Below are 11,250 nucleotides of genomic sequence, written 5' to 3' on the forward strand. Positions count from 1 at the left end.
CGTCGCTTGCAGAAAATTGCCGCAAGGTCTTTCCGTCGGCTTTCAGTCTTGTTACGTTCCCTGCAACTCGGGACCGCGAGGGCGCGGCCGGGATCATCGAAGGAGTTCATATGCGGCGTGGCATAGCGGCCACCGCGCTGGTCGCGACCCTGGCGCTCGCGGCGACGGCTTGCGGCGGGGACACCAAGGACAACGGTGGCGAGACGAAGGCCGGCGGCGAGCTGACCGGCACCGTCACCTGGTGGGACACCTCGAACGACGCGGAGAAGGCGAGCTTCCAGAAGATCGCCGAAGGCTTCACCGCGAAGCACCCGAAGGTGACCGTCAAGTACGTCAACGTGCCCTACGGCGACGCCCAGAACAAGGTCAAGAACGCCTTCAGCAGCGGTGCCGACGCCCCCGACGTGATCCGCGCCGACGTCGGCTGGGTCGCCGACTTCGCCTCCCTCGGCTACCTGGACGAGGTCCCGGGCGACCAGGTCAAGAAGGTCGAGGCCGACTTCCTGCCGCAGGCCGTGGCCAGCGGCCGGTTCGACGGCAAGACCTTCGCCGTCCCGCAGGTCATCGACACCCTCGGCCTCTTCTACAACAAGAAGATGCTCGCCGACGCCGGTGTCCAGCCCCCCAAGACCCTGGAGGAGCTGAAGACCGCCGCGGCCGCGATCAAGGCCAAGACCGGCAAGACCGGCCTCTACCTGCGCGGTGACGACTCCTACTGGCTCCTGCCGTTCCTCTACGGCGAGGGCGGCGACCTGGTCGACGCCAAGGCCAAGACCGTCACCATCGACAACGAGGCCGGCATCAAGGGCTTCAAGGCCGCCCGCGACCTGGTCGCCTCCGGCGCGGCGGTCACCAACGCCACCGACGGCTGGACCAACATGCAGACCGCCTTCAAGTCCGGGGAGGTCGCGATGATGATCAACGGCCCCTGGGCCGTGGAGGACACCTACGCCGGCGAGCAGTTCAAGGACAAGGCCAACCTCGGCATCGCCCCCGTCCCGGCCGGCTCCGTCAAGGGCGGCGCGCCGCAGGGCGGCCACGACCTCGCCGTCTACGCCGGCTCGAAGAACACCGCCGCCGCGCACGCCTTCGTCGAGTACATGACCTCCCAGGAGGTCCAGGTGCAGTCCGCCAAGGAGCTGAGCCTGCTGCCGACGCGCACCGCCGCCTACGAGCAGCCGGACGTCAAGAACAGCGAGATGGTCCAGTTCTTCAAGCCGGCCGTCGACAAGGCCGTGCAGCGCGCCTGGATCCCGGAGAACGGCTCCCTCTTCGAGCCGCTGAAGGTCCAGTACACCAAGGCCGTCACCGGGGCGTCGAGCCCCGAGGACGCGGCCAAGGCGGCCGGCACCGAGTTCCGCAAGATCCTCAAGGGCTGGAAGTAGTACGGACGATGGCTGCTGACACCAGCCGGTCGGTGACCGGGGCCGCGGACGGCGAGACGACCCTCGCCGGCCGTGGCCCCGGCCGCACGACGGCCAAGAGCGCGGCTGACCAGAGCACGGCGGGCGGGAGCACGGACGCCAGGAGCACGGCCGCCAAGGGCGCGGCCGCCCCGGCCGCCCGAAGCCGCCGCGCGGGCGGAGGGGGCCCGCGCGGCGGCATCGGCCGCGCCTTCGCCACGCACTGGTACGCCTGGGCCATGGTCACGCCGGTCGTCCTCGTCCTCGGCGTCATCGTCGGCTGGCCGCTCGTCCGCGGCGTCTACCTCTCGCTGACCGACGCCAGCGAGCGCAACGTCGCCCGCACGATCGGCGTCCGGCACATCGAGGCCACGTACTCGTTCGTCGGGCTCGACAACTACACGGCCGTCCTCGGCGACCCCGTCTTCTGGCAGCGGCTGGTGTGGACGGTGGTGTGGACCGTCGCCTGCGTCTCCATCACCTTCGCCCTCGGCCTGGCCCTGGCCACCGTCCTCAACCGGCAGTTCCGGGGCCGCGCCGCCTACCGGATGGCGCTCATCCTGCCGTGGGCCGTGCCCGGCTTCGTCTCCGTCTTCGCCTGGCGGTTCCTCTTCAACCGCGACAACGGCATCCTCAACAAGATCCTCGACGGCGGCGGCGTCTCCGCGATCCCGTGGCTGGACGACCCCACCTGGGCCAAGCTCTCCGTCGTCGCCGTCAACGTCTGGCTCGGCGTGCCGTTCATGATGGTCGCCCTGCTCGGCGGGCTCCAGTCGATCCCCGCGGAGCTGTACGAGGCCGCCGAGATGGACGGCGCCGGACCCTGGCAGCGGTTCCGGCACATCACCCTGCCCGGGCTGCGCGCCGTCAGCATGACGGTGATCCTGCTCTCCACCATCTGGACCTTCAACATGTTCCCGGTGATCTTCCTGCTCACGCGGGGCGGCCCCGGCGACTCCACCGAGATCCTCGTCACCCAGGCGTTCCGCGAGGCGTTCGTCGCCAGCCCGCGCGACTTCGCCGGCTCCGCGACCTGGGGCGTACTGATCCTCGGCCTGCTCATGATCTTCGCGCTGGTCTACCGGCGCTCGCTGCGCAAGCAGGGAGAGGTGTGGTGACCGTGACCTCGTCCGATACCGCTTCCGTGACCTCGTCCGATACCGCCGCCGCTTCGAGGGAGGGCGTCCGGCCGCGCGGTGCGCGCTCGCCGCTCGCCTCCTTCGGGCTGCACGCCATGCTCCTCGTCGCGTCCGTCATCGCCGTGTTCCCGGTGCTGTGGATCCTGCTGACCTCGCTGAAGCCCGCGAAGTACGCCATCAGCACCGACTTCGTGAAGGAACCCACGTTCCAGAACTACTCCTACCTGCTGGAGTCCAGCCACTTCCTGAGCTGGTTCTGGAACTCCGTGCTGGTGGCCGGAGTCACCACGGTCCTCGGCGTGTTCATCGCCGCCACCACCGGCTACGCCGTCAGCCGCTTCAGGTTCCCCGGTATGAAGCCGCTCATGTGGACCCTGCTCATCACGCAGATGTTCCCCATGGCCATCCTCATCGTCCCCCTCTACAACCTCATGGGGGACCTCGGGCTGCTGAACCAGCCGCTCGGCCTGATCATCACCTACCTCACCATCGCCGTGCCGTTCTGCGCGTGGATGATGAAGGGCTTCTTCGACACCATCCCGGTCGAGATCGACGAATCCGGGCGGGTCGACGGGCTCAACCCCTTCGGCACCTTCTGGCGCCTGATCCTCCCGCTCGCCAAGCCCGGCCTCGCCGTCACCGGCTTCTACGCCTTCATCACCGCCTGGGGTGAAGTCGCCTACGCCTCGGCCTTCATGGTCGGCGAGGAGAACCTCACCCTCGCCGGCGGACTGCAGACCTTCGTCACGCAGTACACCTCCAACTGGGGGGCCATGAGCGCGGCTTCCGTCCTCATCGCCATCCCCGCGGCCGTCTTCTTCCTGTTCGCCCAGCGTCACCTCGTCGCCGGTATGACGGCGGGCGCCACCAAGGGCTGACGACCCGGCGCCCGAACCACGACCGGCCCGACTCTCCAAGGACACCATGACCCAGCACCTCGCCGACGCCCTCCCCACCCCGACCGGGACCCGGTCCGGCTGGTGGAGAGACGCGGTGATCTACCAGGTCTATCCGCGCAGCTTCGCCGACTCCAACGGGGACGGCATGGGGGACCTCGCGGGCATCCGCGGCAGACTGCCCTACCTCAAGGAGCTCGGCGTCGACGCCGTCTGGCTGAGCCCCTTCTACGCCTCCCCGCAGGCCGACGCCGGCTACGACGTCGCCGACTACCGGGCCATCGACCCCATGTTCGGCACCCTGCACGACGCCGACGCCGTCATCCGCGAAGCCCACGCGCTGGGCCTGCGGATCATCGTGGACCTCGTCCCCAACCACTGCTCCGACCAGCACGAATGGTTCAAGCAGGCCCTCCGCGAAGGCCCGGGGACGCCGCTGCGCGAACGCTTCCACTTCCGCCCGGGGAAGGGGGAGGACGGCGAGCTGCCGCCCAACGACTGGGAGTCCATCTTCGGCGGCCCGGCGTGGACGCGGGTCGCGGACGGGGAGTGGTACCTGCACCTCTTCGCCCCCGAGCAGCCCGACTTCAACTGGGAACACCCGGCCGTGCAGGACGAGTTCCGGTCGGTGCTGCGGTTCTGGCTCGACCTCGGGGTGGACGGGTTCCGCATCGATGTGGCCCACGGGCTGGTCAAGGCCCCCGGGCTGCCCGACCTGGGCCGTGACGAGCAGCTCAAGCTGCTCGGGAACCAGGTGCTGCCCTTCTTCGACCAGGACGGGGTCCACGAGATCTACCGCTCGTGGCGGAAGGTCCTCGACGAGTACGCGGGCGAGCGGATCGGCGTCGCCGAGGCATGGGCGCCGAACGTCTCGCGCACCGCTCTGTACGTGCGTCACGACGAGCTGCACCAGGCGTTCAACTTCCACTATCTGACGACCGGTTGGGACGCCGCCGCGCTGCGCGCCACCATCGACGCGTCGCTGGACGCCATGCGGCCCGTGGGCGCCCCGACCACCTGGGTGCTGTCCAACCACGACGTGGTCCGCCACCGGACCCGGCTCGGCAGCCTGGCCCGGGCGCGGGCGGCGGCGCTGCTGATGCTGGCGCTGCCGGGGTCGGCGTACGTCTACCAGGGCGAGGAGCTCGGCCTGCCGGAGGTGACGGAACTGCCGGACGAGGTGCGCCAGGACCCGTCGTTCTTCAAGCAGAACGGCCAGGACGGGCTCCGCGACGGCTGCCGGGTGCCGATCCCGTGGTCGGGCGACGAGGCCCCGTACGGGTTCGGGACGGGCGGCAGCTGGCTGCCGCAGCCGCAGGAGTGGGCGGGGCTGAGTGTCGAGGCGCAGACCGGGGATCCGGAGTCGACGCTGGAGCTCTACCGCGCGGCGCTGCGGATCCGGCGGGAGCACGCCGATCTGGGGGCGGGGGACGCGGTGGAGTGGCAGGACGCGCCGGAGGGGGTCCTGGTGTTCCGTCGCGGGTCGTTCGTCTGCGCCGTCAACACGACGGGGGAGGACGTGCGGATACCGGCGGTCGGTTCCGTGCTGCTGGCCAGCGGTGACCTGGGCGCTGACGCGGATGTCCTGCCCGCCGACACCGCGGTGTGGTGGCAGGGGTGAGTTCCCCCTTGCGGCTGACGGACATCGCCTCGCAGGCCCAGGTCAGCGAGGCGACCGTCAGCCGTGTGCTCAACGGCAAGGCGGGCGTGGCGGCCGGCACCCGGCACCGGGTGCTGGCCGCCATGGACCTGCTGGGCTACGAGCGGCCGGTGCGGCTGAAGCGGCGCAGCAACGGGCTGGTCGGGCTGCTGATCCCCGAGCTGACCAATCCCATCTTCCCGGCGTTCGCCCAGGTCATCGAGCAGGCGCTCGCTGGGCACGGGTACACGCCCGTGCTGTGCACGCAGACGCCGGGCGGGGCGACCGAGGACGAGCTGGTCGAGCAGCTGGAGGAGCGGGGGGTCACCGGGATCGTCTTCCTGTCCGGCCTGCACGCGGACGCCACCGCCGATCCGGCGCGCTACCAGCGGCTGGCGGCGCGGGGGCTGCCGTTCGTCATGGTCAACGGGTTCAACGAGCACGTGCAGGCGCCCTTCGTCTCCCCCGACGACCGGGCGGCGGCGGACATGGCCGTACGGCACCTGGAGGAGCTCGGGCACCGCAGGATCGGGCTGGCCATAGGGCCGACGCGGTACGTGCCCTCGGCGCGCAAGGAGCAGGGCTTCCTGGCCGCCCGGCCGGGGGCGGACGGGGAGGGGCTCGTCCAGCGCACCCTGTTCACCGTCGAGGGGGGCCACGCGGCGGGCGGCGCCCTGCTGGAGCGGGGCTGCACGGGGGTGGTCTGCGCGAGCGACATGATGGCGCTCGGGGTCATCCGCGCCGCCCGGGAACGGGGGCTGCGGGTCCCGGAGGACGTCTCGGTGGTCGGCTTCGACGACTCCCCGCTGATCGCCTTCACGGACCCCCCGCTGACGACGGTCCGCCAGCCGGTGCGCGCGATGGCCACGGCGGCGGTGGGGGCCCTGCTGGAGGCGGTGGCGGGGACCCCGGTCCAGCGCACGGAGTACGTCTTCCAGCCGGAGCTGGTGGTGAGGGGGTCGACGGGACCGGGGCCGGGGGCGGGGTAGGGGGCCCCTGTGGCCCGGGCCCGCCATCTCCCCCTCGGCGGGTAGGGGCTGGGCGGTGTTTGCCCACCCGCCTTCCCCCGGGTGCGGGGCGGGCCGGGTGCGGGGCGGGCCCGCTATCTCCCCCTCGGCGGGTAGGGGCTGGGCGGTGTTTGCCCACCCGCCTCCCCGTCTGCGGGGCGGTGGTTCGGAGGCGGTAGCCCGTCGGGCGGTCTCAGGGAGGGGCTGGGGGTTTCCCGTCAGTCCCACGGTCCTTCCGGTTCGGGCCGGCCTGTCAAGGGCGCTCCCTTCGGTCGCGTCGCTGCGCGATGGCCTTCGGCCACCCTTGACAGGCCGGCCCGCCCCGGAAAGACAAGGACTGCCGGGAAGCCCCCAGAAGAACGGGCCGGGCCAGAAGCGGACATTCGGCTCCCTCGGCGATGAGGCGAGGGGTCGGGGGCCGGCAGACCGGGCATCCGGGCCGGCCTCAGCCGGTGGCCAGCGCCTCCCCGCGCCGCAGATCGCTACGCGCTCCTCCCGTTCCGGCGGCTGCCGCTGGTCTGGGGCTGATACCTGCACGAAACGCCGAACAGAGCAGCGTTCGGGGCCCTGGGCGCCGCAGATCGCTACGCGCTTCTCCCGTCTCGGCGGCTGCCGCTGGTCTGGGGCTGGTCATACGCGGGCTGGACGTTTGCGGCGGCAGGCGGTGAGGTGGGCGGCCGGGGGTGCTTCGGGGGTGGTGCCGAGGTTGAGGGAGTTGAGGGCCTCGCGTACTTCCGCGAAGCGGGGATGCCCGGGGCCGGCGAAGAGGTCGGCGGGGAGGGACTGGTCCCCCGTCAGCTCGGAGAGGTTCCGCACGCGGAGCACCTCGGCGACCCGGAGGACGACCGGCAGGTGCGGGGTGCGCAGACGGCCGGTCTCGACTGCCTTGACCCAGGAGGCCGAGCGCCCCAGGAGGCCGCCGAGTTGGTCTCGGGTGAGTCCGCGCCGTGTGCGGAGGATCTGCATTCTCTGACCGAACACCAGCGGATCGGCGTACGGGTCCGGGGTTGCGTCGTACGACATGCTGCCTTGCCCCTTCCTTGCAACGCGACACCGACAGGTTAGGCGGCGGGGATTGTTTCAGGGGGTCGCTTCAACTTCCCACAAGCGGAAGCGGAATGGGTGGTTTTCGTTCGTTGAGCGGAGCTTGTGCGCCGCTCAACGGACAACGGCAGGTCAAATCCTTGTTGCGTACCTGTCATCCAGGTCGGGTTGATGGCACTCTCTCAGCCAGTCCCCCCACGGCTACGAAGGAGTGACCTTCCCCATGTCCTCATTCCGCACCCCCCGCACCCTGCGCGCCGCCGCACTCGTCGCCTCGGCGGCCATGGTCGCCATCGCCGTCCAGACCGGTTCCGCCAGTGCCTCCGCCGAGCGGGAGGCCGGGGCCACCGCGCTTCAGCTGACGGCCGGAGCGCGTGCGCAGGCGATCGGTGAGGCGCAGAACGCGGCGCCCGACACCGCCCGTGCCATCGGGCTGGGCGGTGACGAGCGCCTCGTGGCCCGTGACGTCATCAAGGACGCCGACGGTACGGTGCACACCCGCTACGAGCGCACGTACCAGGGGCTTCCCGTCCTCGGTGGTGACCTGGTCGTCCACCAGAAGAAGGACGGCAGCCGCAAGGCCGACAAGGCCGTCGAGGCGAAGATAGCCCCGGCCGGCGCCCGTTCCGCCCTGCGGGCGGCTCCCGCCGGCGGGCGTCAGGTCGTGTGGGCCGCGACCGGCAAGCCGGTCTTCGCGTACGAGACCGTGGTCACCGGTACCCAGCACGACGGCACGCCCAGCGAGCGCCACGTCATCACCGATGCCGCCACCGGGGCCGAGCTCTACTCCTACGAGGCCATCGACACCGGCACCGGCACCAGCGAGTACTCCGGCTCCGTCACCCTGGGCACCGCGCCGAGCGGATCGGCGTTCAGCCTCACCGACACCGCGCGCGGCGGCCACAAGACGTACGACCTGAACGGCGGCACCTCCGGTACCGGCACCCTCTTCACCGACGCCGACGACAAGTGGGGCGACGGCACCCCGTCGAACCGGCAGACCGCCGCCGTCGACGCCCACTACGGCGCGGCCGTCACCTGGGACTTCTACAAGAGCGAGCTCGGCCGCAACGGCATCGCCGGCGACGGCAGGGCCGCCTACTCCCGCGTCCACTACGGCAACGCCTACGTCAACGCCTTCTGGGACGACAGCTGCTTCTGCATGACCTACGGAGACGGCCAGAACAACCAGCGGCCGCTGACCGCGCTGGACGTCGCGGGCCACGAGATGAGCCACGGCCTGACCGCCGCCACCGCCAAGCTCAACTACAGCCGTGAGTCCGGCGGTCTCAACGAGGCCACCAGCGACATCTTCGGCACCTCGGTGGAGTTCTTCGCCAACAACGCCTCGGACCCCGGTGACTACCTCATCGGCGAGAAGATCGACATCCGGGGTGACGGCAGCCCGCTGCGGTACATGGACAAGCCCAGCAAGGACGGCGCCTCCGCCGACTACTGGTCCAAGACGGTGGGCCGGCTCGACGTCCACAACTCGTCGGGCGTCGCGAACCACTTCTTCTACCTGCTGTCCGAGGGCAGCGGCGCCAAGACCGTCAACGGCGTCGCGTACAACTCGCCGACCTACGACGGGTCCACCGTCGCGGGCATCGGCCGGACCAAGGCGTACAAGATCTGGTACAAGGCCCTGTCGACCTACATGACCTCGACCACCGACTACGCGGGCGCCCGCACGGCGACCCTGAAGGCGACGGCCGACCTGTACGGCGCGACGGGCGTCGAGTACCAGCAGGTGGCGGCGGCCTGGAAGGCCGTGAACGTCAACTAGCGGGAGCCTGAGGGGGTGGGGCGCGGCGCAAGCCGCCTCCCACCCCCCTTTTTTTCGTGCGCCCGGATCAGAGCCGGCGCAGGGCTGCCTCGACGCTGTCGCCGGGGTGGGTGTTGAACGCGATCGCCGCCTGGGGGGCGTGGCGGCGGATCAGGTTGAGGATCTGCTCGAACAAGGGCAGCAGCGGCTCCGCCTTGCGGATGCCGCCGCCGATGACCACGACGTCCCACGGGCGTTCGGTGAGTGACGCGATCAGCGTGGACTCGGTCGAGCCGTCCCACACGATCAGCGTCATCGCCGCGTCGATGCCGTGCTCGCCGAACCGGGCCAGTTCCGCGTCGAGGGCTGCCTGGACAGCCGCTCCGTCGATGTCCGGGACGGGTATCGCGTGCGGGTCGTATCCGATGAGAAGCGCAGAAGTCATACCGCCCAACCTAGGCGTGCCGGTGGGGCGGGCGGGTGCCTGCCCGGAAACAATTCTGCAATCTCTTGCGCAAGCTCTTGCAACACTCCTGGCCGCGCCCTACGGTCGCGTGCAACCCCCCACGCCTTCCCGCCAGGAGGAGCCCCCACATGGCCAGATCCCTACCCGCGCGCGCCGGCAGAGCCGGGCTCGCGGTGGCCGCGCTCGCCGCCGCCACCCTCACCGCGCAGGCGCCGTCCGCCTCCGCCTCCCCGCCGGGGGACAAGGACGTCACCGCCGTGCTGTTCGAGTGGCGGTTCGACTCCGTCGCCAAGGCGTGCACCGACAGCCTCGGCCCCGCCGGGTACGGGTTCGTGCAGGTGTCGCCGCCGCAGGAGCACGTCCAGGGGCCCCAGTGGTGGACCTCGTACCAGCCCGTCAGCTACAAGATCGCCGGTCGGCTCGGGGACCGGGCCGCCTTCCAGCGGATGGTCGGCACCTGCCACGCCGCCGGGGTCAAGGTCGTCGCGGACTCCGTCATCAACCACATGGCCGCGGGCAACGGTGTGGGTACAGGCGGGTCTTCGTATACCAAGTACGACTACCCGGGCCTCTACTCCGGCGCCGACATGGACGACTGCCGGGCCACCGTCTCCGACTACCACAACCGTGCCGACGTGCAGAACTGCGAGCTCGTCCAGCTCGCCGACCTCGACACCGGTGAGGAGTACGTGCGGGGGCGGATCGCCGGGTACCTCAACGACCTGCTGTCCCTCGGGGTCGACGGGTTCCGCATCGACGCCGCCAAGCACATGCCCGCCGCCGACCTCGCCAACATCAAGTCCCGCCTCACGAACCCCGCCGTCTACTGGAAGCAGGAGGCGATCTACGGGGCCGGCGAGGCCGTGGCACCGTCCGAGTACCTCGGCACCGGGGACGTGCAGGAGTTCCGGTACGCCCGCGACCTGAAGCGGGTGTTCCAGGGGGAGAAGCTCGCCTATCTGAAGAACTTCGGCGAAGCGTGGGGGTACATGCCCTCCGGCCAGGCCGCGGTGTTCGTCGACAACCACGACACCGAGCGCGTCGGCGACACCCTCAACTACAAGGACGGCGCCGACTACACCCTGGCCGGCGTCTTCATGCTGGCCTGGCCCTACGGCTCCCCGGACGTGCACTCCGGCTACGAGTGGACCGACAAGGACGCCGGACCGCCCAACGGCGGCGCCGTCAACGCCTGCTACAGCGACGGGTGGAAGTGCCAGCACGCCTGGCCGCAGCTCTCCTCCATGGTGGCCTTCCGCAACGCCGCCCGGGGCCAGGGCGTCAGCGACTGGTGGGACAACGGCGGCAACCAGATCGCCTTCGGACGCGGGACCAGGGCGTACGTGGCCCTCAACCACGAGAGCGCCCCGCTGACCCGCACCTTCCAGACCTCCCTCCCGGCCGGGACCTACTGCGACGTGCAGAGCGGCCGCGCCGTCAGCGTCGACTCCGGCGGCCGGTTCACCGCCACCCTCGCCCCCCAGACCGCCCTGGCCCTGCACGCCGGCGCCCGCACCTGCACCGGCGCCCCGGCGGCCACCGCCGGGGCCTCCTTCGCCGTCACCGCGACGACCGTCCCCGGCCAGGACGTCTACGTCACCGGCGACCGCCCGGAGCTCGGCTCCTGGAACCCCGGCGCCGCCCTCAAGCTCGACCCGGCCGCCTACCCCGTCTGGAAGCTCGACGTCACCCTCCCCGCCGGGACGGCGTTCTCGTACAAGTACGTCCGCAAGGACGCCTCCGGGAACGTCACCTGGGAGAGCGGGGCCAACCGCTCCGCCAGCGTCCCGGCCAACGGCAAGGTCACCCTGACCGACACCTGGCGCAACTGACCCCGCGCCCCCCGACCAGGGCCGTCCGGCACCCCTGACCCTGCCACGCCGGGCGGCCC

9 protein-coding genes are annotated in these 11,250 nt (G+C 70.9%); 7 read left to right on the plus strand and 2 right to left on the minus strand.

The features are described from left to right. The first annotated feature begins 110 nt into the window (after positions 1–110). The 5 genes from ABZ716_RS03900 (at position 111) to ABZ716_RS03920 (ending at position 6,066) form a co-directional block, all read left to right on the plus strand. On the plus strand, positions 111–1,385 hold the full coding sequence (locus ABZ716_RS03900; RefSeq protein ID WP_358956269.1) for an extracellular solute-binding protein: 1,275 nt from the start codon (positions 111–113) through the stop codon (positions 1,383–1,385). A gap of 8 nt (positions 1,386–1,393) precedes the next feature. Continuing rightward, entirely contained in the window at positions 1,394–2,521 is a 1,128-nt protein-coding gene (locus ABZ716_RS03905; protein ID WP_358956271.1) for a sugar ABC transporter permease, read from the plus strand. 116 nt (positions 2,522–2,637) lie between these two features. Then, positions 2,638–3,420, plus strand: a complete 783-nt coding sequence (locus ABZ716_RS03910; protein ID WP_358956420.1) for a carbohydrate ABC transporter permease — start codon at positions 2,638–2,640, stop codon at positions 3,418–3,420. A gap of 46 nt (positions 3,421–3,466) precedes the next feature. After that, positions 3,467–5,059 (plus strand): glycoside hydrolase family 13 protein, encoded by a 1,593-nt coding sequence (locus ABZ716_RS03915; RefSeq protein WP_358956273.1) that lies wholly within the window; start codon positions 3,467–3,469, stop codon positions 5,057–5,059. After that, complete coding sequence (locus ABZ716_RS03920) at positions 5,047–6,066, plus strand: LacI family DNA-binding transcriptional regulator (protein ID WP_358956276.1); 1,020 nt, start codon at positions 5,047–5,049, stop codon at positions 6,064–6,066. Before ABZ716_RS03915 ends, ABZ716_RS03920 begins: the two co-directional genes overlap by 13 nt. A gap of 648 nt (positions 6,067–6,714) precedes the next feature. Here ABZ716_RS03920 and ABZ716_RS03925 read toward each other — a convergent pair. Further along, positions 6,715–7,107, minus strand: a complete 393-nt coding sequence (locus ABZ716_RS03925) for a helix-turn-helix transcriptional regulator (RefSeq protein WP_358956278.1) — start codon at positions 7,105–7,107, stop codon at positions 6,715–6,717. A 244-nt stretch (positions 7,108–7,351) separates the two neighbouring features. On the opposite strand from ABZ716_RS03925, the gene ABZ716_RS03930 reads away from it, so the two are divergent. Further along, positions 7,352–8,914, plus strand: coding sequence for a M4 family metallopeptidase (locus ABZ716_RS03930; protein ID WP_358956280.1), 1,563 nt, complete (start codon positions 7,352–7,354; stop codon positions 8,912–8,914). A gap of 67 nt (positions 8,915–8,981) precedes the next feature. On the opposite strand, the gene ABZ716_RS03935 is transcribed toward ABZ716_RS03930, so the two are convergent. Beyond that, a complete protein-coding gene (locus ABZ716_RS03935) occupies positions 8,982–9,338 on the minus strand; it encodes a hypothetical protein (RefSeq protein WP_358956282.1) in 357 nt (118 codons plus the stop codon). A 149-nt stretch (positions 9,339–9,487) separates the two neighbouring features. Here ABZ716_RS03935 and ABZ716_RS03940 point away from each other — a divergent pair, with 149 nt between their 5' ends. Then, entirely contained in the window at positions 9,488–11,191 is a 1,704-nt protein-coding gene (locus tag ABZ716_RS03940; RefSeq protein WP_358956284.1) for a carbohydrate-binding module family 20 domain-containing protein, read from the plus strand. Positions 11,192–11,250: the final 59 nt, after the last annotated feature.

The sequence above is a fragment of the Streptomyces sp. NPDC006687 genome (assembly GCF_040636215.1).
Classification (GTDB): domain Bacteria; phylum Actinomycetota; class Actinomycetes; order Streptomycetales; family Streptomycetaceae; genus Streptomyces.

Coding starts and splice junctions, on each gene's coding strand:
- ABZ716_RS03910 (WP_358956420.1), top strand. CDS start 2,638: ATGCTCCTCGTCGCGTCCGTCATCGCCGTGTTCCCGGTGCTGTGGATC.
- ABZ716_RS03900 (WP_358956269.1), top strand. CDS start 111: ATGCGGCGTGGCATAGCGGCCACCGCGCTGGTCGCGACCCTGGCGCTC.
- ABZ716_RS03915 (WP_358956273.1), top strand. CDS start 3,467: ATGACCCAGCACCTCGCCGACGCCCTCCCCACCCCGACCGGGACCCGG.
- ABZ716_RS03935 (WP_358956282.1), bottom strand. CDS start 9,338: ATGACTTCTGCGCTTCTCATCGGATACGACCCGCACGCGATACCCGTC.
- ABZ716_RS03940 (WP_358956284.1), top strand. CDS start 9,488: ATGGCCAGATCCCTACCCGCGCGCGCCGGCAGAGCCGGGCTCGCGGTG.
- ABZ716_RS03925 (WP_358956278.1), bottom strand. CDS start 7,107: ATGTCGTACGACGCAACCCCGGACCCGTACGCCGATCCGCTGGTGTTC.
- ABZ716_RS03930 (WP_358956280.1), top strand. CDS start 7,352: ATGTCCTCATTCCGCACCCCCCGCACCCTGCGCGCCGCCGCACTCGTC.
- ABZ716_RS03905 (WP_358956271.1), top strand. CDS start 1,394: ATGGCTGCTGACACCAGCCGGTCGGTGACCGGGGCCGCGGACGGCGAG.